Annotated in this window: 26 protein-coding genes and 1 pseudogene; 18 read left to right on the plus strand and 9 right to left on the minus strand. The window is 67.2% G+C overall.

Annotated features, from left to right (window positions below):
- Window positions 1-132 precede the first annotated feature (132 nt).
- The 4 genes from ACFPME_RS17250 (at window position 133) to ACFPME_RS17265 (ending at window position 2347) form a co-directional block, all read left to right on the plus strand.
- On the plus strand, window positions 133-678 hold the full coding sequence (locus ACFPME_RS17250; RefSeq protein WP_417715026.1) for an energy transducer TonB: 546 nt from the start codon (window positions 133-135) through the stop codon (window positions 676-678).
- A 98-nt stretch (window positions 679-776) separates the two neighbouring features.
- Window positions 777-1502, plus strand: coding sequence for a MotA/TolQ/ExbB proton channel family protein (locus ACFPME_RS17255; protein WP_377306991.1), 726 nt, complete (start codon window positions 777-779; stop codon window positions 1500-1502).
- An 11-nt stretch (window positions 1503-1513) separates the two neighbouring features.
- A complete protein-coding gene (locus ACFPME_RS17260; protein ID WP_377306931.1) occupies window positions 1514-1936 on the plus strand; it encodes an ExbD/TolR family protein in 423 nt (140 codons plus the stop codon).
- Between the two features lie 6 nt (window positions 1937-1942).
- Window positions 1943-2347 (plus strand): ExbD/TolR family protein, encoded by a 405-nt coding sequence (locus tag ACFPME_RS17265; protein WP_377306932.1) that lies wholly within the window; start codon window positions 1943-1945, stop codon window positions 2345-2347.
- 96 nt (window positions 2348-2443) lie between these two features.
- Here the strand turns inward: ACFPME_RS17265 and ACFPME_RS17270 are convergent, their stop codons facing one another.
- Window positions 2444-3187 carry a pyridoxine 5'-phosphate synthase gene (locus ACFPME_RS17270; protein WP_377306933.1) on the minus strand — a complete coding sequence of 248 codons (744 nt, stop codon included), beginning with the start codon at window positions 3185-3187 and terminating at the stop codon, window positions 2444-2446.
- An 82-nt stretch (window positions 3188-3269) separates the two neighbouring features.
- Window positions 3270-3962, minus strand: coding sequence for a 4'-phosphopantetheinyl transferase family protein (locus tag ACFPME_RS17275; protein WP_377306935.1), 693 nt, complete (start codon window positions 3960-3962; stop codon window positions 3270-3272).
- Between the two features lie 57 nt (window positions 3963-4019).
- Between ACFPME_RS17275 and ACFPME_RS17280 the strand changes: the two genes are divergently transcribed.
- Window positions 4020-7475, plus strand: coding sequence for a PAS domain-containing hybrid sensor histidine kinase/response regulator (locus ACFPME_RS17280; RefSeq protein ID WP_377306936.1), 3456 nt, complete (start codon window positions 4020-4022; stop codon window positions 7473-7475).
- 22 nt (window positions 7476-7497) lie between these two features.
- Here the strand turns inward: ACFPME_RS17280 and ACFPME_RS17285 are convergent, their stop codons facing one another.
- Both ACFPME_RS17285 and acs read right to left on the minus strand, forming a co-directional pair.
- Window positions 7498-8169 carry a response regulator transcription factor gene (locus tag ACFPME_RS17285; RefSeq protein ID WP_377306937.1) on the minus strand — a complete coding sequence of 224 codons (672 nt, stop codon included), beginning with the start codon at window positions 8167-8169 and terminating at the stop codon, window positions 7498-7500.
- Between the two features lie 118 nt (window positions 8170-8287).
- Window positions 8288-10306 (minus strand): acetate--CoA ligase, encoded by a 2019-nt coding sequence (gene acs, locus ACFPME_RS17290; RefSeq protein ID WP_377306992.1) that lies wholly within the window; start codon window positions 10304-10306, stop codon window positions 8288-8290.
- 138 nt (window positions 10307-10444) lie between these two features.
- Between acs and ACFPME_RS17295 the strand changes: the two genes are divergently transcribed.
- Together ACFPME_RS17295 and ACFPME_RS17300 are read left to right on the plus strand one after the other, a co-directional pair.
- The gene (locus ACFPME_RS17295) at window positions 10445-11824 is read left to right on the plus strand and encodes a porin (RefSeq protein WP_377306938.1); all 1380 of its coding nucleotides are present in this window, start codon (window positions 10445-10447) and stop codon (window positions 11822-11824) included.
- Window positions 11825-11978: 154 nt separating this feature from the next.
- A complete protein-coding gene (locus tag ACFPME_RS17300; RefSeq protein WP_377306939.1) occupies window positions 11979-13634 on the plus strand; it encodes an MFS transporter in 1656 nt (551 codons plus the stop codon).
- Window positions 13635-13705: 71 nt separating this feature from the next.
- On the opposite strand, the gene ACFPME_RS17305 is transcribed toward ACFPME_RS17300, so the two are convergent.
- Both ACFPME_RS17305 and ACFPME_RS17310 read right to left on the minus strand, forming a co-directional pair.
- Complete coding sequence (locus tag ACFPME_RS17305) at window positions 13706-13966, minus strand: GlsB/YeaQ/YmgE family stress response membrane protein (RefSeq protein WP_377306940.1); 261 nt, start codon at window positions 13964-13966, stop codon at window positions 13706-13708.
- A gap of 60 nt (window positions 13967-14026) precedes the next feature.
- Entirely contained in the window at window positions 14027-14272 is a 246-nt protein-coding gene (locus ACFPME_RS17310; RefSeq protein ID WP_377306941.1) for a hypothetical protein, read from the minus strand.
- 143 nt (window positions 14273-14415) lie between these two features.
- Between ACFPME_RS17310 and ACFPME_RS17315 the strand changes: the two genes are divergently transcribed.
- Window positions 14416-15534 (plus strand): PA0069 family radical SAM protein, encoded by a 1119-nt coding sequence (locus tag ACFPME_RS17315; protein ID WP_377306942.1) that lies wholly within the window; start codon window positions 14416-14418, stop codon window positions 15532-15534.
- A gap of 129 nt (window positions 15535-15663) precedes the next feature.
- On the plus strand, window positions 15664-15843 hold the full coding sequence (locus ACFPME_RS17320) for a hypothetical protein (RefSeq protein ID WP_140651594.1): 180 nt from the start codon (window positions 15664-15666) through the stop codon (window positions 15841-15843).
- A gap of 48 nt (window positions 15844-15891) precedes the next feature.
- Here ACFPME_RS17320 and ACFPME_RS17325 read toward each other — a convergent pair whose 3' ends face one another.
- The 3 genes from ACFPME_RS17325 to ACFPME_RS17335 all read right to left on the minus strand — a co-directional run bounded on the left by ACFPME_RS17325 (window position 15892) and on the right by ACFPME_RS17335 (window position 20090).
- The gene (locus ACFPME_RS17325; RefSeq protein ID WP_377306943.1) at window positions 15892-17949 is read right to left on the minus strand and encodes a prolyl oligopeptidase family serine peptidase; all 2058 of its coding nucleotides are present in this window, start codon (window positions 17947-17949) and stop codon (window positions 15892-15894) included.
- Window positions 17950-18031: 82 nt separating this feature from the next.
- The gene (locus ACFPME_RS17330; RefSeq protein WP_377306944.1) at window positions 18032-18946 is read right to left on the minus strand and encodes a patatin-like phospholipase family protein; all 915 of its coding nucleotides are present in this window, start codon (window positions 18944-18946) and stop codon (window positions 18032-18034) included.
- A 112-nt stretch (window positions 18947-19058) separates the two neighbouring features.
- A complete protein-coding gene (locus ACFPME_RS17335) occupies window positions 19059-20090 on the minus strand; it encodes a class 1 fructose-bisphosphatase (RefSeq protein WP_377306945.1) in 1032 nt (343 codons plus the stop codon).
- A gap of 266 nt (window positions 20091-20356) precedes the next feature.
- On the opposite strand from ACFPME_RS17335, the gene ACFPME_RS17340 reads away from it, so the two are divergent.
- From ACFPME_RS17340 to ACFPME_RS17380, 9 genes and pseudogenes are all read left to right on the plus strand, one after another.
- On the plus strand, window positions 20357-20965 hold the full coding sequence (locus ACFPME_RS17340) for a DJ-1/PfpI family protein (protein WP_377306946.1): 609 nt from the start codon (window positions 20357-20359) through the stop codon (window positions 20963-20965).
- Window positions 20966-20976: 11 nt separating this feature from the next.
- Window positions 20977-21177 (plus strand): hypothetical protein, encoded by a 201-nt coding sequence (locus ACFPME_RS17345; RefSeq protein ID WP_377306947.1) that lies wholly within the window; start codon window positions 20977-20979, stop codon window positions 21175-21177.
- Entirely contained in the window at window positions 21174-21347 is a 174-nt protein-coding gene (locus ACFPME_RS17350; protein WP_377306948.1) for a GFA family protein, read from the plus strand. Before ACFPME_RS17345 ends, ACFPME_RS17350 begins: the two co-directional genes overlap by 4 nt.
- A gap of 56 nt (window positions 21348-21403) precedes the next feature.
- Window positions 21404-21577 carry a hypothetical protein gene (locus tag ACFPME_RS17355; protein ID WP_377306949.1) on the plus strand — a complete coding sequence of 58 codons (174 nt, stop codon included), beginning with the start codon at window positions 21404-21406 and terminating at the stop codon, window positions 21575-21577.
- A 39-nt stretch (window positions 21578-21616) separates the two neighbouring features.
- Window positions 21617-21757 (plus strand): annotated as a pseudogene (locus ACFPME_RS17360) (thioredoxin domain-containing protein); the annotation flags it as partial.
- Window positions 21758-21862: 105 nt separating this feature from the next.
- Complete coding sequence (locus ACFPME_RS17365; protein ID WP_377306950.1) at window positions 21863-22567, plus strand: helix-turn-helix transcriptional regulator; 705 nt, start codon at window positions 21863-21865, stop codon at window positions 22565-22567.
- A 77-nt stretch (window positions 22568-22644) separates the two neighbouring features.
- Entirely contained in the window at window positions 22645-24459 is a 1815-nt protein-coding gene (locus tag ACFPME_RS17370; RefSeq protein ID WP_377306993.1) for a DUF885 domain-containing protein, read from the plus strand.
- A 76-nt stretch (window positions 24460-24535) separates the two neighbouring features.
- Window positions 24536-24928 carry an MbcA/ParS/Xre antitoxin family protein gene (locus ACFPME_RS17375; protein WP_377306951.1) on the plus strand — a complete coding sequence of 131 codons (393 nt, stop codon included), beginning with the start codon at window positions 24536-24538 and terminating at the stop codon, window positions 24926-24928.
- 89 nt (window positions 24929-25017) lie between these two features.
- Window positions 25018-25719, plus strand: a complete 702-nt coding sequence (locus tag ACFPME_RS17380; RefSeq protein WP_377306952.1) for an RES family NAD+ phosphorylase — start codon at window positions 25018-25020, stop codon at window positions 25717-25719.
- Window positions 25720-25817: the final 98 nt, after the last annotated feature.

The raw sequence follows: 25817 nt of genomic DNA on the forward strand, positions 1-25817 counted from the left end.
GCTTCAGACAAGTGACAGATGGCCTCAAGTAACGAAGAAAACGGGCGCGAGCCATTTAGCTGGAAGCGAACCTGGGCGCTTGCAGTAGCCATTGGGCTGCATGCTTTTGCGTTTCTGTTGATCGTGGCGCCCATGGCGCCGCCGAATCAGAATCACAAGGAAAAGGAACGCATCGTCCAGGTGAACTTCATCGAGCCGCCGCCGCCGCCGCCACCACCGCCGCCGCCGCCGCCGGAGCCGCCGAAGCAGCCACCGCCGAAGATCATCCAGCAGATCAAGCCGCCACCGACCCCGCCGCCGCCGACCCCGCCACCTCCGGTGGAGGAAGTCTCGCAGAATGCGGTGCAGGCGCCGCCGCCGGCACCACCGGCGCCACCGGCACCGCCATCGGAGATCACGGCCAGTTCGGACCTCAGCTACAACAGTCGTCTTCAGCCGAAGTACCCGCCGCAGGCTGTTCGCCAACGGCACGAAGGTACGGTGATACTGATGATCCTGGTGGGTGTTGATGGTTCGCCGAAGGACATCAAGGTCGACAAGTCCAGCGGCTATCATGAACTCGATCGTGCAGCCATGGATGCCGCACGCAGCTGGCGCTTCAATCCCACCATTCGAAATGGACAAAAAGTTGAAGGGTACGCACGCGTTCCGGTCAACTTCAATCTCAATCAGCTGTAACCAGCGTCATCCGGTTACGGTTTACAGTTCACGCTTGACTTCCCTAGGGTAGCGTTATGTTCCTACAGACTCCTGCAACAACCGATGCCGCACAGGCCATGGGTGGCAATACCAACGCCGAAGCCATGAAACAGATGGGTTTTGGCAACCTGATGCAGAACTTCGACTGGCTCGGCTGGGTCGTCTTCGTGACGCTCGTCGTGATGTCGTTCCTGTCGTGGTACTTCATCATCGCCAACGGCATTCGCAACGCGACAGTCAAGGCCCGCGCCGACAAGGTGATTGACGGCTTCTGGGGCAATGGCTCCACTCAGGACGCGATCCGCGAACTGGAGGCCCAGCCCAAGAGCGAGCCGTTCTCCAAGATCGCGCTCGACGCCGCCTCGGCGGTCGCCCATCACCAGCAGACCACGTCGGGCACCACCGGGCGCCTGGCCGAGTCGCTGGGTCGCTCCGAGTTCATCGACCGCGCTCTGCGTCAAGCCGTCGCTCGCGAAAGCCTGCGTCTGGAAGGCGGCATGACCTTGCTGGCTACCGTCGGCTCGGCGGCGCCGTTCGTCGGCCTGCTCGGCACCGTGTGGGGCATCTATCACGCGCTGATCGGCATCGCCGCCACCGGCAACGCCTCGATGAACGCGGTGGCAGGCCCCGTGGGCGAGGCGCTGATCATGACCGCGTTCGGTCTGTTCGCCGCGATCCCGGCGCTGTTCGCGTACAACTTCTTCAGCCGTTCAAACCGCGTGGTCTACGCCCGTTTCGATGAGTTCGCGCATGATCTGCACGACTTCTTCGCCACCGGTTCGCGCGTCGAAAGCCAGAAGTGAGGGATTGACCCATGGCAGTCAGCCTAGGTGGCAATTCCGGCGGTCCAATGTCGGAAATCAACGTCACGCCGCTGGTCGACGTGATGCTGGTGCTACTGATCATCTTCATGATCACGGCGCCGCTGATGTCGCACTCCATCACGATCGAGTTGCCCACCGCCAACCCCAAGACCAAGGAGTCGGAGGTGCTGGTGCCACCCCTGGATCTCGCGGTCAAGCAGGACGGCAGCATGTATCTCAATGATCAGCCGGTGACCGAGGCGGAGTTGCGGGCGCAGCTGGCGGTGAACGCGCAGAAGTCGCCACAGCCCGAACTGCAGATCCGTGCGGACAAGGCGACCGAGTTCAAGGTCGTGAAGAAGGTCATCGGCAATGCCAAGGACTCGGGCATGGTCCACGTCGGCTTCATGACCACTGACGCGCCGAAGGGGTGACCTGAGATGGCTTTTTCTACCAATACCAGTGGACCGATGTCGGAGATCAACGTCACGCCGCTGGTCGACGTGATGCTGGTGCTGCTGATCATCTTCATGATCACGGCACCCGTCCTGGCCCACAAGATCCAGGTCGATCTGCCGCAGCCGAATCCGAATGTCGTCAATCCGCCGACGCCGCTGGAGCCGATTCGCCTCAAGATCGACCCGACCGGCGCGTTCTACTGGAACGACACCCCGGTCGACGAACTGGGTCTGAAGGCGCAACTTGCCGTGATCGCGCAGCAGACCAATCAGCCGGAGATCCAGATCGCCGCTGACGACGCCGCCGCCTATCAGTACGTGGCACGCGTGCTGGCCGATGCGAAGAGCTACAACCTCACCAAGATTGGCTTCACCGAAGGCAACTGATCCCGCGATCCACCAGCCGCAAAACCAGAACCCCCGCCTCGAGCGGGGGTTCTGGTTTTGCGCAAGTGGAACACCGGGAGGCGTTCCGGAAGCCTTTCAGCGCAGGATCTGCAGGTAGTTGCGCACGGTCGTGGCAAGGCCCTCGTAGAGCGCCTCGCCGATCAGCGCATGACCGATCGAAACCTCGGCCAGCCCCGGAATCGCCGCCTTGAACGTGCCGAGGTTGGCCTGGCTCAGATCATGTCCCGCGTTCACCGCCAGCCCGGCTTGCTGGGCGCGTCGCGCGGTGTCGGCGCAGATCACCAGCGCGGCGGCCGGCCGGCCGTCAGCAAACGCTTGTGCATAGGGCCCGGTATAGATCTCGATCCGCTGCACGCCGATGACCGCGGCCAGGTCGAAATCGGTGGTGCCCGGATCGACGAACAGGCTGACCCGGCAACCGAGGTCGCACAGCTCTCCCACCAGCGGCCGCAGTCGTGCGATGTCGCGGCGCAGGTCGAAGCCGTGATCCGAGGTAACCTGGCCATCGTCATCGGGCACCAGGGTGACCTGGGTCGGCCGCACCTCGCGCGCCAGCGCGAGCAGGCCCGGATAGTCCCCGCGGGGGTCGGCGAACGGATTACCCTCGATGTTGTACTCCACGCGATCACGCAGCATGGCGGCTAATGCGCGCACGTCGTCCGGCCGCACGTGGCGCCGATCCGGCCGCGGGTGCACGGTGATGCCGCCGCACCCCGCCTCGATGCAGGTCTGTGCGGCCCGGCAGATGTCGGGCTCGCTGCCGCCGCGCGAATTGCGCAGCACGGCAATCTTGTTGAGGTTGACGCTGAGCAGGGTCATGGCGGCTGAGGGTCTTGGCGGAAGATTCTGTTGCAAGGACCAGCCAGCACCCCGGCCGGTCGGACCCGAAACAGTGCGCCGATCACGTGTCGCTGGCAAGCGTACCCAGCCGGATCTGGCGCGTGCCGCCACGCCACGCCACTGCCGCCACCAGGGTCGCATCGACCGGCAGGCGCTGCAGTTGCCAGGCATTCGCGTCGTCGCCCTCCAGCCGCTGCAGCGTCAGCCGGCCGACACTGCGGCCGACGGTGAGCCGATCGAGCCCGAACGCCAGGCCGCGACCAAGCGCCTTGAGCACGGCTTCCTTGGCCGTCCACAACTCCAGAAAAGCGATGGGGCGAGCACTGGCAGGCAGCGCCGCCAGCGCGGCGGCTTCGTCGCTGCTGAAATAGCGCGCGGCGATTTCCAGCGCGCGCGGCCGCGTACGCAGCCGTTCGACGTCGATGCCTGGCGCGACGCCACGCCCAACCGCGATCAAGGCATGGCCGCCGCTGTGTGACCAGTTGAAACCGAGCGTCTGATCGTGCGTGTCCGCGAGAGCGGGCCGGCCGTACTCTCCGTGCGTCAGCATGACCTGATCGCCATCCACGCCAAGGTAGGCAGCGAGCACTTTCCGCAGCGGCGCACGCTGCCGTTGCGGCTGGTAGTTCAAGCGCCACACGTGAACCTCGTCATCGCGCAGATGCTCTGCTAGCTTGGCAAGCGGCAATGCGTGCGTGGCGATCATCCGCGCATGGTGCCGCCGCCCGTGGCGGCGCACAAGGACATACTTCATGCACCGGCATCGCCTCCACGGGCGATGCGGCTGGACCCGCTCGAACGGAGGGACGGCTTGATCCAGAGTTGGCTGTTGCTGCTGGTGGCGCTGCTCTATGTAGGGCTGCTGTTCGTGGTGGCCTATGCGGGCGATCGCCGGCCACTGTATCCGCGCCAGCCGCGGCTGCGTCCGATCGTCTACAGCCTCGCGCTGGCGGTGTACTGCTCGTCGTGGACATTCTACGGAGCAGTCGGTACGGCGGCGCGCGACGGGCTGGCGTATCTGCCGATCTACCTGGGCCCGATCCTTCTGTTCGTGTTCGGCTTCGGCCTGCTGCGCCGCCTGCTGCAGGTGGTGAGACAACGCAACATCACCTCGATCGCCGACTTCATCGGCGCGCGATTCGGCAAGTCGCACGGTTTGGCGGCGCTGGTGGCGGTGATCGCGGTGATCGCGGTGGTCCCCTACATCGCACTGCAGTTCAAGGCCGTGGCGATGTCGTTCGGCGTGCTCGGTGGTGCCGGCCAGGGCGCCGCGACCGGCGGAACGGACAGCGCCTTGTGGTGCGCCGTGCTGCTGGCGGCTTTCGCGATCCTGTTCGGCACGCGCAGCATCGACGCCACCGAACACCACCACGGCATGATGCTGGCGATCGCGCTGGAGTCGTTGATCAAACTGCTGGCCTTCATGGCGCTGGCCGGTTACGCGTGGTGGCACGGCCCGGGCCTGGCGAGCACGCTGCAGCGCCCGCTGGCGCAACTCGGTCACGGGTTGTCGCCGGGGTTTCTGGCGCAGACGATGCTGGCGTTCTGTGCGATGTTCTGCCTGCCGCGGCAATTTCAGATCGGCATGGTCGAGTGCGAGGACGCCAGCGATCTGACGCGCGCGCGCTGGCTGGTGCCGTTGTATCTGGCCATCATCAGCGTGGCCGTGTTGCCGATCGTGGCCGCGGGTATCGACATGCCGCAGGTGCGCGATGGCGTGGCCGATGCGTGGGTGCTGACCCTGCCGATGGCGCATGGCGATCGCGCGGTGGCGCTGCTGGCGTTCATCGGCGGCTTCTCGGCGGCGACCGGCATGGTGATTGTGGCGTCGGTGGCGCTGTCGATCATGATCAGCAACGACTTGATCATGCCGGCGCTGCTGCGCATCCGCCGGTTGCGGCTGGAACAGCGCAGCGATCTGTCGCAATGGGTGCTGGGCGTGCGCCGGGTGGCGATCATTGCGCTGGCGCTGATGGCTTACGCCTACTACCGGGTGGCCGCCAACGCGGAGAATCTGGCGGCCACCGGTCTGCTGGCATTTGCCGCCGTGGCGCAATTCGCGCCGGCACTGATCGCGGCGCTGTACTGGCGAGGCGCCAGCCGGAATGGCGTGGCGATCGGGCTGGCCGGTGGTTTCGCCGTATGGCTGTACACCTTGCTGCTGCCGGCGGTGATCCGTTCCGACCACTGGCTGCAGGAAGGCCCGCTCGGCTGGGGCTGGCTGCGCCCGCAGGCGCTGTTCCATCTCAACGGTTGGGACCCGGTGATGCACGGCACGTTCTGGTCGCTGCTGGTCAACGTGGCTTGCCTTGTGCTGTTGTCGTTGCGCTTCCGGCCGAGCCTGGAGGAGCGCCTGCACGCGGCGATGTTCATCGAGGCCGACCCGGCCAGCCGCGGCGGCGCCGGCGACTGGCGCGGCCGGGTCGCGGTGGCCGACCTGCGCACGATCGCCGAACGCATCGTGGGCGAGCGCGGCAGCACGCGCGCCTTCGACGACTACGCCCAGCGACGCGGCCGCCCCTTGCTGGCCAGCGAGGCCGCCGATCGCGCGCTGATCCAGTACACCGAACGCCTGCTCGCCTCGGCGGTAGGCGCCGCCAATGCGCGTCGCATCCTGATCGGGGCGCTGTCCGGCAGCGGGCTGGACATCGCCGAATCCATGGCCCTGATGGACGAAGCCTCGCAGGAGCTGCGCTTCAATCGCGAACTGCTGTCCATCACGCTGGAGAACGTCTCGCAGGGCATCAGCGTGGTGGATGCGCACATGCGGCTGGTGGCGTGGAACCGGCGCTACCTGGAGCTGTTCGACTACCCCGACGGCATGGTGCATGTCGGCGTGCCGGTGGCCGACCTGATTCGCTGGAACGCCGAACTGGGCGAATGCGGTCCCGGCGAAGTGGAGGGCCACGTGGCCAAGCGCATCGACTACATGCGGGCCGGCTCGCCGCACCTGTTCCAGCGTGTCCGTCCCGACGGTACGGTGATCGAACTGCGCGGGCGGCCGCTGCCGGGCGGCGGCTACGTCACCACCTACAGCGACGTCACCGCCTACAAGCATGCCGAGCAGGCCTTGATCGAGGTGAACGAAACACTCGAGCAGCGCGTCGAGCAACGGACCGCGGAGCTGTCTGAAGCGCTGGTTGCCACCGCCCACGCGCGGCGCGCGGCGGAGACCGCGAACATCTCCAAGACCCGCTTCCTGGCGGCCGCCAGCCATGACCTGCTGCAGCCATTGAATGCGGCGCGGCTGTTCACCTCGGCGCTGCGCCAGCATCCGGGGCTGGACGCGGAGGCGAGCGGTCTGGCCGAGCGCATCGACGCCTCGTTCCGCGCCGCGGAGGATCTGCTCGATGCGTTGCTGGATACCTCGCGCCTGGATGCCGGCAGCTACCGGCCCGAAGTCGGTGCGTTCGCGCTGGCCGAGCTGTTCGAATCGCTGCAAGCGCAATTCGCGGTCGTCGCCGAGCGGCGCGGACTGCGTCTGCGCGCGGCGTCGACCACGCTGGCGGTGCGCAGCGACCCGCAGCTGCTGCGCCGGATCCTGCAGAACTTCCTTTCCAATGCCTTGCGCTACACCAGCAAGGGTGGCGTGCTGCTGGGTGCGCGCCGGGTCGGCGGCGAGGTGCGCATCGAGGTGTGGGATTCCGGCCCCGGCATCGCCGCCGAACAGCGCGCGCGCATCTTCGACGAGTTCCAGCGACTGCAGCACCCCTCGCCGTGGGGCGAAAAGGGCCTGGGCCTGGGCCTGTCGATCTGCGATCGACTGGCCGGCATCCTCGGTCATCGTCTCGATCTGCATTCACGGGTCGGCCACGGCAGCTGCTTTGCGGTGACCGTGCCGCGCAACGAGGCGGTGCCGGCACGCCGCCAGCGCGTGCAGCGCAGTGGGCCGGACAAGCAATTGCCGTTGACCGTGTTGTGCCTGGACAACGACGCGACGATCCTCGACGGCATGCGCGCGCTGCTCAGCCGCTGGGGCGTCGACTGCCGCATCGCGCTCGACGTGGCACAGGCCCGCATCGAACTGGCTCGCGGCTCCATCGACCTGATCCTGGCCGACTACCACCTGGCCGATGGTGTCGACGGATTGCAGGCCATGCAGCAACTGCGACAGATGCTGGGCGAACTGCCGCCGGTGGCGATGATCACCGCCGATGGCAGCAGCGAGCTGAAACAACGGGCGCGCTCGCTCGGCTATCCGGTGCTGCACAAGCCGGTGCGACCGGCTGCGCTGCGCGCGTTGCTGACGGCGCTGCTGCGCCGCTAGCGCGGCGGCGTATCCGCCATCTTCAGTTCTCCTCGTCCGGCAAGGCCGGCATGCTCCCCTGTTCGACTGCCAGGTGGTTGGCGACAAGCGCCACCTGGGTGCGGTTGTTGACGCCCAGCTTGCGCATGATCGCGGTCATGTGCGCCTTTACCGTGGCTTCGGACACGCTGAGTTCCCACGCGATCTGCTTGTTGAGCAGCCCCTCGGCGATCATCGTCATGACGCGGAACTGCTGCGGCGTGAGGGTGGCGATCTGGGTGGCGGCGGCGGCCTCGTCGGGGCGCAGTTCGCCGGGGCCATCGAGCAGGAGCTGGGGTAGCCACACATCGCCGTCGAGCACGGCGCGGATGGCTGCCACGATGGCCTCGCTCGCGGTCGATTTGGGGATATAGGCCGAGGCCCCGTGGCCCAAGGCACGGCGCGCCACCTGCGCCTCCTCATGCCCGGACACCACGATGGTAGGCAGGCCGGGATGCTGGCCGCGAATATGCGCCAGTGCGGAATAGCCGCGCGCGCCCGGCATGTGCAGGTCGAGCAGCAGCAGCTCGGCGTCGGGATACTCCTCGATCAGGCCGAGCAGCGCCTGCACGCTGTCCGCGCTGTGCACGCGCGCCTGCGGCACCGCCGCCAGCACCGCGCGCTGCAGGGCATCGCGGAACAGCGGGTGGTCATCGGCGATCAGGATGTCGGGCATGGGGTTCTGGGGCGGGGAACGGGGAACGGGGCGCGCCCGGCGGCTGGCCGGCTGCGCTGGCGGTCCACATCTGCCGCACCAGGCCGCGCCCACGATCGACCCGCACATTCCCCGCTTCTCATTTGATCAACCTTTCATCGACCAGGTTCTTCACCACGCCGGGGTCGGCCAGCGTGGTGATGTCGCCGAGCTGGTCGGGCAGGTTCTCGCCGATCTTGCGCAGGATCCGGCGCATGATCTTGCCGGAGCGCGTCTTCGGCAGGCCCGGCGCCCACTGCAGGTAATCCGGCGTGGCGATGGGCCCGATCTCCTTGCGCACCCAGGCGATCAGCTCCTTGCGCAGCTCGTCGCTGCCGGTTTCGCCGGCGATCAACGTGACATAGGCGTAGATGCCCTGGCCCTTGATCTCGTGCGGGCAGCCGACCACGGCGGCCTCGGCGACTTTCGGGTGCGCCACCAGCGCACTCTCCACCTCGGCAGTGCCCAGGCGATGGCCGCTGACATTGATCACGTCGTCGACCCGGCCGGTGATCCAGTAGTAGCCGTCCGCGTCGCGGCGCGCGCCGTCGCCGGTGAAGTAGTTGCCGGGATAGGCGCTGAAATAGGTGTCGATGAAACGCTGATGATCGCCATAGATGGTGCGTACCTGACCGGGCCAGGAATCGGTGATCAGCAGGTTGCCTTCGGCCACGCCCTCCTGCACCTCGGCATTCGCATCGACGATGGCCGGCTTGATGCCGAAGAACGGCAAGGTGGCCGAACCAGGCTTGGTGGCGATCGCGCCGGGCAGCGGCGCGATCATGATGCCGCCGGTCTCGGTCTGCCACCAGGTGTCCACGATCGGGCAGCGATTCTCGCCAACCACCCGGTGGTACCACTCCCACGCTTCCGGATTGATCGGTTCGCCGACCGAGCCGAGCAGGCGCAGCGAGGCCCGCGAGGTCTTCTTCACCGGCGCCTCGCCGTCGCGCATCAGCGCACGGATCGCGGTGGGCGCGGTGTAGAACAGCGTCACCCGATGCTTGTCGATCACCTGCCAGAAGCGGCTGACGTCCGGATAACTCGGCACGCCCTCGAACATCACCGTGGTCGCGCCGTTGGCCAGCGGGCCGTACACCACGTAGCTGTGCCCGGTGACCCAGCCGACGTCGGCGGTGCACCAGTAGACGTCGTCCTCGCGCAGGTCGAACACCAGCTCGTGCGTATAGCTGACGAACACCAGGTAGCCGCCGGTGGTGTGCAGCACGCCCTTGGGCTTGCCGGTGGAGCCGGAGGTGTACAGGATGAACAACGGGTGCTCGGCTTCGACCGGCGTCGGCGCACAGTCGGTCGACTGGCCTTCCATCAGGGTGTGGTAGTAGCGGTCGCGCGGCGATTGCATGGCGACCGCGCCGCCGGTGCGGCGCACCACGATCACCGTTTCCACGCTGTTGGTGCCGGGCCGTTCCAGCGCTGCGTCCACGTTGACCTTGAGTGGAATGCGCTTGCCGGCGCGCAAACCCTCGTCGGCGGTGATCACCACCTTGGCTTGGGAATCGGCGATGCGGCCGGCCAGCGAGTCGGGCGAGAAGCCGCCGAACACCACCGAGTGGATGGCCCCGAGCCGGGCGCAGGCGAGCATCGCCACCGCGGCTTCCGGAATCATCGGCAGGTAGATCGCGATGCGATCGCCCTTGACCACGCCAAGGTGCTTCAGCGTGTTGGCGAACTTGCAGACCTCGGCGTGCAGCTGGCGATAGGTGATCGTGCGCGAATCGTTCGGGTCGTCGCCTTCGAAGAGGATCGCCACCTTGTCGCCGCGCTCGGCCAGCTGACGGTCGAGGCAGTTCGCGCTGACGTTGAGCTCGCCGTCTTCGTACCAGCGGATATGCAGATCCTTCGGGTCGAACGACACGTTCTTGATCTTCGTCGGCGGCTTGATCCAGTCCAGCCGCTGAGCGATGCGCCCCCAGAACCCTTCCGGGTCGCTGATCGACTCGGCGTACAAGCGCGCGTAGTCGTCGTGACGGAGGCGCGCCGCAGCGGCGAAGGCGGGGTCGACCGGATAAAGCGTGGGCATGGCTGGGCTCCTGCTGGCTCGGCGTCGAAGGGGCGACTCGGATGACCGCAGCAGGCAGCGCCCGGCGGTGTGCGGGATTCGAGTGTAGCCCGATCACCGCGAGGGTTGCGGCGGCGGCCGGCCTCGACTTTGGTCGAACTTCGACCAAAGGCGAATAGTCGCACGCGCTGCAGCATGGCCATGCTCGGCGCGTCATCGACTTGGGGAGACGCACGCATGCCGACGCGATCTGCAAACCACTACAAGACGCTCGCCCTGAGTCTGGCGTGCGCGCTGATGCTGCCGTTGACCGGCCACGCCCAGAATGACGCCCGCGAGCAGCAACTGGAACAGCGCGTGGCGCAACTGGAGCAGCAACTGAACGAGCTGAAGGCGATGATCCAGGCGCAGAAGAACGCGCCCGCGCCGCCGCCCGCCACTGCGCAGAATGTGGCGGCCGCGCCCGCGCCGGCCACGCCGGTATTCAGCAGCGCGCCGGGGGTGTCGGTGGCCCTGCACGGGTTCGTCAGCGCGAGCGCGTTCAGCCAGAACAGGAGTTTCACCTACGGCAACGGCCAGAACGCGCTATTCCCGGTGCCGGACTCGCGCGGATCGCTCAGCGGAGTGGACGTGCGCAACACGCGCTTCTGGCTCGATTTCAAGGGCGCGCAGTTCGCGGGCAACTGGACCGGCGGCGGTCGCATCGAAATGGATTTCTTCGGCGGCTTCAACGGCACCGGCCCGTACAGCCAGCAGCAGCCCACGCCGCGGTTGCGCCAGGCGTACATGGACCTGACCAATCCCGAATCCGGCACCACCGTGCGTATCGGCCAGCAATGGGACTTCATGTTCCCGGTCGACAATACGCCCAGCTCGCTGGCGCACATCGCGTTCCCGCTGGGCTTCGGCGCCGGTTATGGCGGCTGGCGTTTCCCCGGCGTTGTGGTGATGCAGGATCTCAACCACGGCAGCACAGGCGCGCAGTGGCGGCTGGACCTGGGCGCGTTCGAAGGCACCTGGAGCGGCCCCGGCAACAACGTCAATTACCTGACCGCCGGCAGTGCCGGCTTCCGCCCGCAGATCGAAGCGCGCCTGCATGTGCAGGACAAGAACTGGCTGGCCTACTTTGCCGCACATTACAGCCGCGTCGATCTGCGCGGCGTGGGCGGCACCGCGCCGGCGCCGATCCGGGCCAGCGTGAAGAGTACGGGTTACGAAGTCGGCGGGCAGTGGAAACCCGGCCCGTGGACGTTCAAGGGGCTGGTCTATACCGGCAACGGTCTTGGCGAGATCTTCGGTGCGATGTCGCAGTTCGGCGACATCAAGGAAACCGGCGGCTTCGTGCAGGCCGGCTACAGCTTCACGCCGAACTGGAGCCTCTACGCGTTCTACGCGTACAGCAAACCCAATGCCAGTGACGTCATCACCTGGATGGGCAATGGCTCGACCGGCCTGCTGCGGAACCGCCAGGCCGCGCTGAGTCTGCAGTACACCGCCGGCGCCTATGACCTCAGCGCCGAATGGATACACGACAAGCTCGATTCCACCAGCAACGGCGTAGACCGCAGGACCACCACGGGCAACCAGGTCAGTCTCAACGCGTTGTACCACTTCTGAAGCGGTCCGCGCGGCGGTCCTGGCCGCCTCCGAACGACCTGCCGCGGCAGCGGCAGGATGACGAGTTGCGACCGGGGCGTTAGGGCGGCCCGCAGCTTCCGGCTTCACCGCGCGCGGGCGCAGTGAAGCACTCACCAACTTGGGAGGGGACACCATGGCCACCACTGCGATCGACGGACGCGCCGCGCTCGACGTCAGCCACCGACGTATCATCCTGGCATCCAGCCTGGGCACCGTGTTCGAGTGGTACGACTTCTACCTGTACGGCTCGCTGGCGGTGATCATCGGCAAGCAGTTCTTTTCCGGCTTGAACGAGGCAAGCCAGCTGGTGTTCGCGCTGCTGGCGTTTGCCGCCGGTTTCGCGGTGCGTCCGTTCGGCGCGCTGGTGTTCGGGCGGGTCGGCGACATGGTCGGGCGCAAGTACACCTTCCTCATCACCATCGTGATCATGGGCCTGTCGACGTTCCTGGTCGGCGTGCTGCCCAGCTACGGAACCATCGGGGTCGCTGCGCCGGTGATCCTGATTGCGTTGCGCATGCTGCAGGGTCTGGCGCTCGGCGGCGAATACGGTGGCGCGGCCACCTATGTGGCCGAGCATGCGCCCAAGGGCAAGCGCGGCCTGTACACCAGCTTCATCCAGATCACCGCCACCTTCGGCCTGTTCCTGTCGCTGCTGGTGATCCTCGGTTGCAAATGGTTGATGGGCGACAAGTTCGACGACTGGGGCTGGCGCGTGCCGTTCCTGTTGTCGTCGCTGCTGCTGGCGGTGTCGGTGTACATCCGCCTCCAGCTGGCCGAGTCGCCGGTGTTCAAGCAGATGAAGGAAGAGGGCAAGCATTCGAAGGCGCCGCTGACCGAGTCGTTCGCACGCTGGGGCAACCTCAAGCTCGTGCTGCTGGCGCTGTTCGGTGCCACCGCCGGCCAGGCCGTGGTGTGGTATTGCGGCCAGTTCTACGCCATGTATTTCCTCGGCAGCACGCTGAAGATCGACGCGACCACCACCCAGCTGCTGATTGCTGCGGCGTTGGTGATCGGCACGCCTTTCTTCGTGGTGTTCGGCTGGCTGTCGGACAAGATCGGGCGCAAGCCGGTAGTGCTGGCCGGCTGCCTGCTCGCCGCGCTGACCTACTTTCCGATCTTCAAGGGCATCACCCATTACGGCAATCCGGGCATCGAAGCGGCACGCAGCGGCGCGCCGGTCACCGTGCTGGCCGATCCGGCCAACTGCCACCTGCAGATCAACCTCACCGGCACGGCGGTCTTCACCAGTTCGTGCGACATCGCCAAGAGCACGCTGGCCAAACGCGGCGTACCGTACGACAATCAGGCGGCCGCAGCCGGCACGGTGGCCCGGGTGATGGTGGGCGCCGCCAGTGTCGATGCGTTCGAGGGCGGCGCGCTCGCCAAGGCGGATTTCGCTGCGCGGAGCAAGGCCTTCGGCGCGAGCCTGAACCGGGTGCTGGATCAGGCCGGCTACCCTGCCAAGGCCGACCCCGCGCGCAGCAACTACCCGATGCTGGTGTTCCTGCTGTTCCTGCTGGTGCTGTACGTCACCATGGTTTACGGTCCGATTGCGGCGTGGCTGGTCGAGATGTTCCCGACCCGGATCCGCTACACCTCGATGAGCCTGCCGTACCACATCGGCAACGGCTGGTTCGGTGGCTTCCTGCCCTCGGTGTCGTTCGGCATCGTGGCGCTTACCGGCAACATTTATTCCGGCCTGTGGTATCCGGTGGTCATAGCGATGATGACCTTCGTGGTCGGCCTGTTCTTCGTGCGCGAGACCAAGGACGTCGACATCACCGCCTGAACCTGTCCCGCAGAAACAGCAAGAACGCAGCGACGCGAGCCGCTGCGTTCTTCCTTACCTGCTTGTGCGGGTCAGGCGCGCCTGATCAGGCCGATGATCACCAGCAACACGATTGCGCCGATCATCGCGTAGACGATGCTGGTCACGATCGGGCTGCCGAGGGTGAAGCCGACACCCATGGCCGGCAGCAACCAGCCGGCGAGAAACGCGCCGATGATGCCGATCACGATATTGCCGATCAGGCCGAAGCCGAAGCCACGGACGATCAGACCGGCAAGCCAGCCGGCAATCGCGCCGATAAGCAGGAAGATGATCAGTGCGGTAGCAGTCATGGCGGAGCTCCTTGTGGTCGATGACGCGGGGCGCGGGAGCCGCCCGGTTCCGGCCAAGCATCAGTGTTCGGATGTGGAGCGATCGTGATCGAGCGGCCGCTTGCCCTCGCGCAGCCGTCGCAGGTCATACTCGGACAGGCTGTCGCTGCGCGCATTGCCCGCGATGCGCGCCTGCGCAAACGCCAGCGTGGTGGCCACGATGCCGATCAATCCCACCAGCAACCAGAAGCCCCACGCGCCCGCGCCGTGACGGGTGAAGCACAGCACGAACGCCAACGCGGTGAAGCCGAGAAACAGCCAGCGCATGAGCAAGCCCCGACAGTAGGAGACGCCGCCGGCGGCCGCCGGACGGCCGCATCATAACGCCTGCCGGGGCACGGCCAGGAGAACCCGCTCACGTCGCCGCAGATGTCGCGCGCACTGAGATCCCCCCGCGCGACACTATACTGATGGACCATGCATCGCCGCCGGATCTCCCGCCCGCCCGGGCCCGCGCCACGCGCCTGCTCAAGGGCCGCGGCGCCGCCTCCAACCCCGAGGGCCGCTTCGAAAGCATCCGCCACCAGGCCGAGGATGACGGCTGGCAGAGCGCGCTGCTGGACGAGGATGCGCCGCGACCGCGCACCGAAGTCACCGAGGAACGCGCGCGCAGCGTGATCAGCCGCAACGACTCGCCGGACATCGCCTTCAGCCAGGCGATCAACCCGTACCGCGGCTGCGAACATGGCTGCATTTATTGCTTCGCGCGCCCCTCGCACAGCTACCTCAACCTTTCGCCCGGGCTCGACTTCGAGACCAAGCTGCGCGCGAAAGGCAACTTCGCCGAGGTGCTGCGCGCCGAGCTGGCCAAGCCCGGCTACGCGATCAGCCCGATCAACATCGGCAGCAATACCGACCCGTACCAGCCGATCGAGAAGCGCTGGCGACTGACCCGCGCCGCACTGGAACTGCTGGCCGAATGCCACCACCCATGCACCATCGTGACCAAGAACGCGCTGGTCGAACGCGATCTCGACATCCTGGTGCCGATGGCGCGCGAAAAGCTGGTGCAGGTGTTCGTTTCGGTCAACTCGCTGGACAACCACCTCGCCGCGAAACTCGAACCGCGCGCCAGCGCGCCGCACCGGCGGATCAAGGCGATCCGCACCCTGGCCGAGGCCGGCGTGCCGGTCGGCGTGCTGGTGGCGCCGATCATTCCCGCGCTCAACGACCGCGACATGGAAGCGGTGATGGCGCAGGCGGCCGAAGCCGGCGCGCGCTGCGCCGGCTACACCACGCTGCGGCTCCCGTACGAGTTGAAGCAGCTGTTCCGCGAATGGCTGGCCCTGCACGCGCCGCAACGCGCGGAGCACGTGATGAGCCTGGTGCAGCAGATGAACGGCGGCCGCGACTACGACAGCGACTTCGCCACCCGCATGCGCGGCCAAGGCGTGTTCGCCGATCTGCTGCGCCGCCGCTTCGAGGTCGCCTGCCGCAAGCACGGCTTCGGCCGCGCCCGCGAACTCATCCTCGATACCTCGCGCTTCGTGCCGCCGCGCAAGCCCTCGCCGCAGGGCGAGTTGTTCTGAGCCGATCCCGCCGCGCGGGGCTTCACGCGCTGCTGATGGCCAGCCGGGTCAAATCAACCGCCACGAAACGACATTCCGGCATCTGCTCCGCTTCGCGGTGACAGCTGGCCGGAAAATACGGAGCCAGCGATGTCCTCATTTGCGCTTTACCTGATCGGCATGATCGTCGTGATCGGGGGCCTTGCCTATGCCGCCTTTCTGCTGCATGCACCCACGCAATGGATCATCGTCGGCGTGGTGGTGCTGCTGGGCATCGGCATCGTCGGCGCGGTCACGCATACACGCCGGCGCGATCCCCCCGAATCGTGAGCGGCGGTTTCTTCCGGCATGCGCCGGAAGAAACCACGCCGCGCGCGGTCAGCCGCCGGCCGGCAGGTACTTCGCAAACCAGCCCAGCGCCCGCTGCAGCACGTCGCGCTGGTGCACGGGGTCGACGAAGTGGTGGCCTTCGTTCGGGTACACCACCAGCGAGGTCGGCACGTTCTGCGCGCGCAGCGCGTGCCACATCTCGAACGACTGCGGTGCGGGGCATTCGGCGTCGCGGTCGCCGACCACGATCAGCATCGGTGTCTTCACCCGCTTGATGAAATTGATCGCCGAGCTCTTCGCGTATACCGCCGGATCGTCGTACACGGTGGCACCGAAGAACGGCGGCATCCACTGGTCGATCAGGTTCTGGCCGTAATAGCTCTGCCAGTTCGAGAGGCCGGCGCCGGCGACCACGGCGCGGAAACGCTGGGTCTGGGTCGGCGCGAACATGCTCATGAAGCCGCCGTAGCTCCAGCCGGTGAGGCCGAGCCGCTGGTCGTCCACCGGGACCTTCTTCTCCACCGCGTCGACGCCGGCGAGGATGTCGCGCAGGTCGCCGTAGCCGAAATCCTTGCGGTTGGCCTGCACGAATTGCTCGCCCTGGCCGAAGCTGCCGCGCGGGTTCGGCTGGAACACGAAGTAACCCAGCGCGGACAGCGGCGCGGCGCCGTAGCCGACATCGGGCCAGCGCGGGATCACCGCGCTCGACGGGCCGCCGTGCACCATCACGACCATCGGGTAGGTCTTGCCCGGGTCGTAGTTGGCCGGATACAGCAGCCAGCCCTGCACGTGGAGGCCTTCGTTGTTCCACTCTACCGATTCGGCCTTGCCCCAGGCCGGCTTCAGCGCCGCGTTGAACGACGTCACCGCCGGCGGCGGCGTGTGGCCCAGCGCGCCGGCGCGCACCTCGGTGGCGGCCGCGTACGAGCTCTGCAGGAAGGCCACCGACCTGAGATCGTCGGACAGCGACATCGCCATCGATGCGCTGCCGTCGCCGATGCTGGCCGGCACGGTGAAGTGCACGCGCTGCTGCTGCGCGCGCGTGGCGGAAACCGCGTAATCGGCCAGCTGGCTCTGGCCGTTGCTGACCTGGCTGACCAGCATCGACTGCGGCCCGCTCCAGCGCAGCCACGACGGCGTGACGCGGATGCCCGGGGTGAGATCGAGCGGCGCGCCGCCACCGGCCGCTACCGTGTAGAGGTCGCCGCCGGTGGCGCCCTGGTCGCTCATCAGGCCGCCGATGAAGGCGATCCGCGTGGCGTCCGGCGACCAGCGCGGCAGCGCGATCTGCAGGCCGTGCAGCGCGCCGCTGGCAGCGTTGGCCGGGTCGACCAGCACGCGGGCGCCGGCGTCGGCTTGCGCCGGCTGCACGTAGAGTTTCGCGACCCACCAGTTGTTGTCGCCCGGCGGCGGCGCGGCGGTGTAGGCGATGCGCGAACCGTCCGGCGACCAGTCGAATTCGTAGGCGTACAGGCCGGCTGGGGTCAGCTCGCGCAGCGTGCCGCTGGCCACGTCGAGGCTGGCCACCCGCTGCACTTCCACGCCGCTCACGCCGATTTCGCCGGCCGCCGGTTTGGCTGCGGCCACTGCGCTGGCGCGACGGGTGGCGCCGGGCACGTAGAGGAAGCCGAGCGACTTGCCGTCGGCGGTCCATTGCAGCGAACGCACGTAGCCTGGCAGTTCGGCCAGCCGTGCCGGCGTGCCGTTGCCGCGTGCGTCGGCCAGGTAGATGGCGTTCTGCATCACCCTGGTGCTGGTGAGATCGACGTTGCAGTTGGCGATGAAGGCGAGGCGGCGCGAATCGGGCGCCCACGCGATGCCGGATTCGGCGCATGTGCCCGGCTTGGCCGCTGCGCTCACGCGATGCGCGTGGCGGCCGTCGGCATCGGCCAGCTCGATCGCCGGCTTGCCATCGCGTTCGATCACCCACGCCAGCTGCTTGCCGTCCGGCGAGATCGCCACCGCCTCGATCGACTGGGCCCTGTCCAGCTGGGTCAGTACCTGTTCGATGCGCGGATCGACCGCCGGCGCGGCGGCGAAGGCGTTCGGCGCGAGTGCGAGGGCCAGCAGCAACAAGGGGGTGGGCAGGTGCGGGCGTTTCAGCATGGGAGGATTCCGGCGCGGGAAGCCCCACGCTACAACCCGGCGGTCACCTGCGCCAAGTGCAGGACGGCATGACCGGCGTGGCTCAGGGCGCGACGGTGGCCGCGGCGGCCTGGCGCGCCGCGACCATCGCGGCGAGCTTGGCGCGGATCACGGGGATCGCCGCCAGCGCGGCTTTCTCGCCGGCCAGGATGGCCTGGTTCTTCTGCTCGAAATCGGTCGGGCCGATGCCGCGCAGGTCGGGCCGGATCACCATGTCGGCGCGCGCGCTTTCCTGCGCGCCCAGTTGCCGCCCCATGATGCTGATCGACTGCCCAACGATGTTCATCATGCCCTGCGGGTTGCTGCCGTCCGGCGCGGCGGAGATGTCTACCGCGATCACGAAATCGGCGCCGAGCCGGCGCGCCGCGTCGACCGGGATCGGGCTGACCACGCCGCCGTCGACGTAATGCTTGCCGTGGATCTCGACCGGCTCGAACACCCCCGGAATGCTCGACGACGCGCGCACCGCGCGGCCGGCGTTGCCGCGCACGAACACGGTGCGCGTGCCGGTTTCCAGCTCGGTGGCCACCGCGGCGAACGGCATCTTCAACTGCTCGATCGGCTGCTTGTGCAGCAGCTGGTTGACGTAATCCTGCAGCGCCTGGCCCTGCACCAGACCGCCGGAAAACAGCCGCACGTCGCGGATCTTCGCCTCGTCGAGACCGAACGCGGTCTGCTGCAGCGCGAACGCATCCATGCCGCTGGCGTACAGCGCGCCGACCACGCTGCCGGCGCTGGTGCCGGCAACCACGTCAGGATGGATGCCACTGGCCTCCAGCATCTTGATCACGCCGATGTGCGCGAAGCCCTTCGCCGCGCCACCGCCGAGCGCGAGACCGATCTTCAGCTTCGGTGGCGGCGGGGCCACGACCGACGCTGGCACGGGTCTCGCCGCATGGGTGCAGGCGCCCAGAACGAGCGTGGCGAGCAGTGGCAGGAGCAGGCGGCGGAAGGACATGGCGTATGCGTGTGTGGTTCTGTAGGAGCGCGCTTGCGCGCGATGCTCTTGGGTCCGGGATTCGGAATTCGGGATTTGCAAAAGCAAAGAGCCATCGCCCGCGAGCGGGTTCCTACGCCACTGCGTCGTCAGCCTCAAGGTGATAGTGCGTGGCCAGCTCCACTTCCTGCTTCGAACCGAGGAACACCGGCACGCGCTGGTGCAGGCCGGAAGGCTGCAGTTCCATGATGCGTTCGCGCCCGGTGGTCGCCGCGCCGCCGGCCTGTTCGATGATGAAGGCCATCGGGTTCGCCTCGTACATCAACCGCAGCTTGCCGCCCTGCTTGAGGATCTTCGCGTCCAGCGGGTAATAGAACACGCCGCCGCGGGTCACGATGCGGTGCACGTCGGCCACCATCGAGGCAACCCAGCGCATGTTGAAGTCCTTGCCGCGCGGACCGTCCTTGCCGGCCAGCAGCTCGCCGATGTAACGCTGCATCGGCGCCTGCCAGTGGCGCTGGTTCGACATGTTGATGGCGAACTCGGTGGCGGTCTCGGGGATCCGGATGCCACGCCGGCTCAGCATGAAGCTGCCGACCTCGCGCTCCAGGGTGAACTCGTGGGTGCCGTGGCCGAACGTCAACACCAGCACGGTGGCCGGGCCGTACACCACGTAGCCGGCGGCGAGCTGGGTAGTGCCCGGCTGCAGGAAATCCGCGGCCTCCGGCGCGGTCACGTCGTCCGGGCAGCGCAGCACCGAGAAGATGGTGCCGACCGAGATGTTCACATCGATGTTCGAGCTGCCGTCCAGCGGATCGAACAACAGCAGGTGGTTGCCCTTCGGATAGCCGTCCGGAATCTGCTGCGGGTCTTCCATCTCCTCCGACGCGCAGGCGGCGAGGTGGCCACCCCACGCATTGGCCTCCAGCAGGATCTCGTTGGAGATCACGTCGAGCTTCTTTTGCGCCTCGCCCTGGATATTCATGCTCAGCGCGTCGGCGCTGCCGGCCATGCCCAGCACGCCGCCGAGCGCGCCCTTGCTGGTGGCCACCGCGATGCGCTTGCAAGCGCGCGCGACCACTTCGATCAGCAGCGAAAGTTCGGCGTTGATGTGGCCGGCGCGGCGTTCCTCGATCAGGAACTGGATCAGCGAGATGGGCTTCATGTCGGGTCCATGGCAGAAGGAGTGCGTATTGTCCCGGCTGCGGCTGAATGGCGCCAGCGGCCATACGAGCCGATGCGGAAGGTCGCCATCCCGGCCAAAGGCCGGGCTCGCTCTGCGAGGTGAGGCGGATGGCGAAACCGCCGCGGCCCGGCGGCAGCTGTAGAGCCCCGGCCTTCGCCGAAATGACGAGCAAGCCGATCGGCTGCTGACATCACGTTGGCAGCAGCAGGTCGGCAAGCTGCACCTCCATAGCGGAGGGATACGACATGCGCGATACGGTTCATTACCTGATCTTCGACGGCTTCGCCGACTGGCAGGCGGCGCTGGCCTTGTGCGAGGTTCGCCGCCCTGGCGACTGGCGGGTGCAGACGGTGGGTTTCACGCGGGCGCCGGTGATATCGATGGGCGGCCTCGCCGTACAGCCGGATGTATCGCTGGCCCAACTCGACCCGCAGCGTGCCGCGCTGTTGATCGTGCCCGGTGGCCATCTGTGGCAACGCGGCGAGGGCGAGTCCGCGGTGACGACGATCCGTCGCCTGCACGCGGACGGTGCGCCGGTGGCCGGCATCGACAGCGGCGTGCTGGCGCTGGCCCGCGCCGGCCTGCTCGACCGCTGCCGGCACACCGGCAACTGGCCGGGTCAGATCGCCGCTCAGGTGCCAGCTTACGACGGTGCCGACCAGTACGACGACCAGGTGCTGGCGGTCAGCGATGGAGGCGTGATCAGCGCAAGCCACCTGGGCAGCGTGGAGTTCGCCCGCGAGGTGATCCGCACGCTGGATCTCTACAGTGCCAGCGACCGCGAGCACTGGTTTCGCCTGTTCAAGCACGCCCAGCTGCCGCCGTGGTGCGTCGGCGAAGCCGTGGCCGCATGAGGAGATCGTCCATGAACCGCTTCCTGCAACGGGCCTTGATGGCCTATCGCCCGCTGTATCTGAATGGCCTGCTGCTGGACGGGCGGTACCAGTTGCCGAAAACCGGCCTGCCTGGCGATCCGGTGGAACCCGTGCGTTCCCCCCGATCGCGCCAGCGCGCCCTGCTGGCCGCGTTGGTCTCCACCATTCCCCGCCAGCGAAGCCAGTCATGACCAGGACCTGCCACGGCAGTTGCCATTGTGGCGCGGTATGCATCGAAGCCGACGTCGACCTCGCCGCCGGCAGCGGCCGCTGCAACTGCTCGATCTGCAGCAAGACGCGCAGCTGGGAAGTGTTGGTGAAGCCGGCGGCGTTCCGCCTGCTGGCCGGCAGGAGGCGTTGACCGACTACCAGTTCGGCAGCCGGAGCGTGCATCACCTGTTTTGCAGGCACTGTGGCGTGCGCCCGTTTGGCCGTGGTTGCATCGAGCAGGTCGGCAGTGATTTCGTGGCGATCTATCTGGCCTGCCTCGATGATGTCGAGCCACAGGAACTGATCGACGCACCGCTGCGTTTCTCTGACGGCCGCCACGACAACTGGATGTCGCCGCCGGCCGAGACGCGGCATCTCTGACGTCGCATCGAGTCATCACATCGGCCAGGAGTATCCGGCATGGACACGACACCCCGCGTCACCCTCTTCCACTCGCCGCAGAGCCGCTCCGCCGGCACCCGCGCGCTGCTCGAGGAACTCGGCGCCGACTACGACCTGCACGTGCTCAACCTCAAGGCCGGCGCGCAGCGCGCGGCGGCGAGGGATGCCGGACCGGCGGCCAGCCAGGCCGTGTAATGCGATGAACCGCGGCCGCCGTGACGTTCGACGCTGTTCGCCGCCGCCGCCGTCGGCGATGATGGGTGGATGCGTCGAGCCGATCGCCTGTTTCTCATCATCCATGCCTTGCGCGGCCGGCGTACCGCGCTGCAGGCACGCTCGCTGGCGCAGACACTGGGCGTGTCGTTGCGCACCGTGTATCGCGACGTCGCCGACCTGCAATTGTCCGGTGTGCCGATCGAGGGCGAAGCCGGCGTCGGCTACGTGCTGCGCAAGGGTTCGGACATCCCGCCGCTGATGTTCACCGCCAGCGAACTCGAGGCGCTCGTGGTCGGTTCGCGCTTCGTGCGCGCGTTCGCCGGCACCCGGCTGGCCGAGAGCGCACAGTCGGCGCTGTTGAAGATCGAGGCGGTGCTGCCGCCCGAACTGCGCGAGCGCTCGGCGCGCACGCGAATCTTCGCGCCGGTGTGGCGCGACCAGTACCGCGACGACTTCGCCGCGCTGATCGACCGGCTGCACGCCGCCATCGTGGACAACCAGGTGCTGCAGCTGGCATACCGCGACGAAAATGGCCACGCCAGCACGCGCGAGGTCGAGCCGCTGTGCCTGTCGTTCTGGGGCGGCAAGTGGACATTGGGCGCGTGGTGCCGGTTGCGTGGCGATTTCCGCAATTTCCGGCCGGACCGGATCGATGCCTGCGCGGCGACCCAGGAGACCTTCGCCGAGACCGCCGGGCGCGATCTCGCCGCGTATCTGCAAGCCGTAGGCGTGGGCAAGCTCGACCTGGGCTGAGCGGCGAGGTTGGATACGTGGCGCCGCGCTGCGATGATGGCATGGTCGAACCACCGGGAAAGGCTGTGAAAAATATCCTGACGCCCGTCGTGCTGGCCACGCTGGCGCTGGCCTCCGGCGCATGGCCGCAGCACCTTGCCGCGACCCCCGCGTCCAGCGAAAGCACCGACAGTGCCGACGCGCGTTTCCAGCGCATCTACCGCGCCGAGTGGGTGTGGCGTACGGGTCAGGCCGGCATCAGTGCGTCAGGCGAATCGCAACCCGGCGAAGGCCGGCTGGACGACGTCGATGCGGTCACCCAGCAAGAGCGACTGGATTACTGGAGCAACGTGCTCGGGCAGCTCGACCGCATCGACGTGGCCAAGCTGTCGGCGACCAACAAGGTCAACTACGCGATCTACCGCGAGCAGATCGGCAATTTCGTCGCCGACCAGAAATTCGGCAACTGGCAGATGCCATTCAACAGCGATTCGGCGTTCTGGTCCGACATCGGTTACGAGCTGGGTGGCGACCGCCTGCGTACCGTCGCCGATTACGACCGCTACCTCGATCGGCTCAGCCAGATACCGGCCTATTTCGATCAGCAGATCGCCAACATGCGGCTGGGTCTCCAGCGCGGCTTCAGCGTGCCGCGCGAGGTGCTCAAGGGCCGCGACGCGTCGATCGCGGCGGTGGCCGAGCTGAAGGATCCGACCCAGAGCAGCCTGTACGCGCCGTTTGCAGCGCTGCCCGCGTCGATCCCGACCGAGCGGGCGCAGTCGCTGCAGGGCCGGGCGCTGCAACGCATTCGCGACGACGTGATTCCTGCCTACGCGAAGCTGCTGGCGTTCTTCCGCGACGAATACGTGCCGCAGGCGCGCACCACGCTGGCGGCCGAGGCATTGCCGGACGGCAAGGCGTTCTACCGCCAGCAGATCCGCGAGTACACCACGCTGGATCTCGATCCCGACCAGATCCACCGGATCGGTCTCGACCAGGTGGCGACGATCCACGCGCAGATGCTGGACGTGATGCAGGACAGCGGCTTCAAGGGCAACTTCGCCGAGTTCCTGAAGTTCCTGCGCGCGGACCCGCAGTTCTACGCGAAGACGCCTGACGAACTGCTGATGCGCAGCGCCTGGGTGGCCAAGCAAGTGGACGGCCAGATGGCCAGATACTTCGGCCGCCTGCCGCGCGCACGCTTCACCATCAAGCCGGTGCCGGCCGATATCGCGCCGTACTACACCTCCGGCCGCGGCGGCGCGGACGCCTATCTGGTGAATACCTACGATCTGCCGTCGCGGCCGTTGTACAACATGCCCGCACTGACCCTGCACGAGTCCTACCCCGGCCACGCGCTGCAGCTGGAGCTGGCCGGCGAGCAGCGCGGCCAGCCGGCATTCCGCCGCAACAGCTACATCTCCGCCTACGGCGAAGGCTGGGGCCTGTACTCGGAGTACCTCGGCACCGAGATGGGCATCTACCAGACGCCGTACCAGCGCTTCGGCTACCTCACCTACCAGATGTGGCGTGCCTGCCGGCTGGTGGTCGACACCGGCATCCACCACCTGGGTTGGACGCGTCAGCAGGGCATCGATTACCTCACCGTCAACACCGCGCTGTCCGCGCGCGAGATCGCCAACGAGGTCGACCGCTACATCAGCTGGCCCGGCCAAGCGCTGTCCTACGAGCTGGGTTATCTGAAGATCCGCGACCTGCGCGCGAAGGCGGAGCAGGCGCTGGGTGCGAAGTTCGACCTGCGCCACTTCCACGATACCGTGCTGTCCACCGGCTCGGTGCCGCTGCCGGTGCTGGAGCAGCGCATCGACCGCTTCATCGCCGACGGCGGGGCGGAGCCGGACTACGCTTGCGATTGCGCCCATGCTGGCAAGGCAGCGTCGTCGACACCTTGAAGGCTGGTTGATCAATAATTGACCATGCTTCTCTTGTGGAGTAAATTGAAGTTCAACTTCACAAGGAGAGTTTCGCATGCTGGCTCAGCCGCTGCCTGAAACCGCTCCCGCCGGCGAGCTCGGTGGCCCGGCGCTGCGCGCCTTCTTTCGTCTCGCCGAGCAGTGGAACCTGCGCATCACGGAGCAGCGCAAGTTGCTCGGTGACCCGCCGGAATCGACCTTCTACAAGTGGAAGCGCCACCAGGATGGCGCGCCGGGCCGCGACACGATCGAACGGATCAGCTACCTGCTCGGCATCTGGAAGTCGCTGCAGATCCTGTTTCCCGACCCGGCTCAGGCCGACGCATGGCTGCGCAAGCCGAATGCAGCGACATTGTTCGGCGGCCATTCCGCGCTCCAGCGCATGCTGTCGGGCAACGTCGCCGACCTCTATGTGGTGCGCCAGTATCTGGATGCGCAGCGCGGCTGAGCGCGGTGCGCAAGGTCGCGACCGGCGAGACGGCCGCGCGACATGCTTGGTTCCTGCCACTGTGCGCCGCCGCCTGACACGGACTTCCGATGCCGACCATGTTGCCACCGCTCAAGCGCGTTCGCTGGACTCACGCGTACCGCATCGTGCCTAGCCGCTTTCCGCCGATCGGCTTGTACGACCGCATCGCCGACCCGGCGGACCTGGACACGCTGTTCGCGATCGAGGCGCTGACCAATCCGCGCCTGCGCGAGGAAGCCGGCGCGCTGCAGCAGGTGCCGAAGGAGCATCGCATCAGCGGGCCGGGCTCGACCCCGGTGATGGCCGCGTTCACGCATCTGAACCCGGAAGGCAGCCGCTTCTCGGACGGTACATGGGGCGTGTTCTACGCCGCGCACAGCATCGCCAGCGCGGTCGAGGAAACCGTCTACCACCGCGAGCGCTTCCTCGCCGCCACCGCCGAGCCGGCCTGCGACATCGAGATGCGCTGCTACCGCACCAGTATCGACAGCAAGTTGCATGACATCCGCGGCGGCTGGCCGGCGGCGCACGATCCGGACAGCTACGCGGCCAGCGTGGCGCTGGCGCGCGAACTGCGTGCCGCGGGTTCCAACGGCATCGTCTACGACAGCGCGCGCCATCGCGACGGCGAATGCCTGGCCGCGTTCCAGCCTGACGTGGTGGCGCCATGCGTGCAGGCGCAGCACCTGATCTATCGTTGGGACGGCGCGCGCATTGCGCAGGTGCTGGAAGTGAACGAACTGAAGCGGTCGGCACCGGGCAAACCGTAGAGCGGTGTCCAACGACGCGCACGAGACGCAAGTTGAGCATGGCCATACCCTCCATCAACCCGAAGCGGACGTTGGAGGCAACCGACCCGGCCTTTTCC

The organism is Rhodanobacter umsongensis (assembly GCF_042654965.1).
Classification (GTDB): domain Bacteria; phylum Pseudomonadota; class Gammaproteobacteria; order Xanthomonadales; family Rhodanobacteraceae; genus Rhodanobacter; species Rhodanobacter umsongensis.

What these genes read in the sequence shown, in the direction of transcription:
- ACFPME_RS17250 (WP_417715026.1), top strand. Translation starts at nt 133, where the DNA reads ATGGCGCCGCCGAATCAGAATCACAAGGAAAAGGAACGCATCGTCCAG.
- ACFPME_RS17255 (WP_377306991.1), top strand. Translation starts at nt 777, where the DNA reads ATGGGTGGCAATACCAACGCCGAAGCCATGAAACAGATGGGTTTTGGC.
- ACFPME_RS17260 (WP_377306931.1), top strand. Translation starts at nt 1,514, where the DNA reads ATGGCAGTCAGCCTAGGTGGCAATTCCGGCGGTCCAATGTCGGAAATC.
- ACFPME_RS17265 (WP_377306932.1), top strand. Translation starts at nt 1,943, where the DNA reads ATGGCTTTTTCTACCAATACCAGTGGACCGATGTCGGAGATCAACGTC.
- ACFPME_RS17270 (WP_377306933.1), bottom strand. Translation starts at nt 3,187, where the DNA reads ATGACCCTGCTCAGCGTCAACCTCAACAAGATTGCCGTGCTGCGCAAT.
- ACFPME_RS17275 (WP_377306935.1), bottom strand. Translation starts at nt 3,962, where the DNA reads ATGAAGTATGTCCTTGTGCGCCGCCACGGGCGGCGGCACCATGCGCGG.
- ACFPME_RS17285 (WP_377306937.1), bottom strand. Translation starts at nt 8,169, where the DNA reads ATGCCCGACATCCTGATCGCCGATGACCACCCGCTGTTCCGCGATGCC.
- ACFPME_RS17295 (WP_377306938.1), top strand. Translation starts at nt 10,445, where the DNA reads ATGCCGACGCGATCTGCAAACCACTACAAGACGCTCGCCCTGAGTCTG.
- ACFPME_RS17300 (WP_377306939.1), top strand. Translation starts at nt 11,979, where the DNA reads ATGGCCACCACTGCGATCGACGGACGCGCCGCGCTCGACGTCAGCCAC.
- ACFPME_RS17305 (WP_377306940.1), bottom strand. Translation starts at nt 13,966, where the DNA reads ATGACTGCTACCGCACTGATCATCTTCCTGCTTATCGGCGCGATTGCC.
- ACFPME_RS17310 (WP_377306941.1), bottom strand. Translation starts at nt 14,272, where the DNA reads ATGCGCTGGCTGTTTCTCGGCTTCACCGCGTTGGCGTTCGTGCTGTGC.
- ACFPME_RS17315 (WP_377306942.1), top strand. Translation starts at nt 14,416, where the DNA reads ATGGACCATGCATCGCCGCCGGATCTCCCGCCCGCCCGGGCCCGCGCC.
- ACFPME_RS17320 (WP_140651594.1), top strand. Translation starts at nt 15,664, where the DNA reads ATGTCCTCATTTGCGCTTTACCTGATCGGCATGATCGTCGTGATCGGG.
- ACFPME_RS17325 (WP_377306943.1), bottom strand. Translation starts at nt 17,949, where the DNA reads ATGCTGAAACGCCCGCACCTGCCCACCCCCTTGTTGCTGCTGGCCCTC.
- ACFPME_RS17330 (WP_377306944.1), bottom strand. Translation starts at nt 18,946, where the DNA reads ATGTCCTTCCGCCGCCTGCTCCTGCCACTGCTCGCCACGCTCGTTCTG.
- ACFPME_RS17335 (WP_377306945.1), bottom strand. Translation starts at nt 20,090, where the DNA reads ATGAAGCCCATCTCGCTGATCCAGTTCCTGATCGAGGAACGCCGCGCC.
- ACFPME_RS17340 (WP_377306946.1), top strand. Translation starts at nt 20,357, where the DNA reads ATGCGCGATACGGTTCATTACCTGATCTTCGACGGCTTCGCCGACTGG.
- ACFPME_RS17345 (WP_377306947.1), top strand. Translation starts at nt 20,977, where the DNA reads ATGAACCGCTTCCTGCAACGGGCCTTGATGGCCTATCGCCCGCTGTAT.
- ACFPME_RS17350 (WP_377306948.1), top strand. Translation starts at nt 21,174, where the DNA reads ATGACCAGGACCTGCCACGGCAGTTGCCATTGTGGCGCGGTATGCATC.
- ACFPME_RS17365 (WP_377306950.1), top strand. Translation starts at nt 21,863, where the DNA reads ATGCGTCGAGCCGATCGCCTGTTTCTCATCATCCATGCCTTGCGCGGC.
- ACFPME_RS17375 (WP_377306951.1), top strand. Translation starts at nt 24,536, where the DNA reads ATGCTGGCTCAGCCGCTGCCTGAAACCGCTCCCGCCGGCGAGCTCGGT.
- ACFPME_RS17380 (WP_377306952.1), top strand. Translation starts at nt 25,018, where the DNA reads ATGCCGACCATGTTGCCACCGCTCAAGCGCGTTCGCTGGACTCACGCG.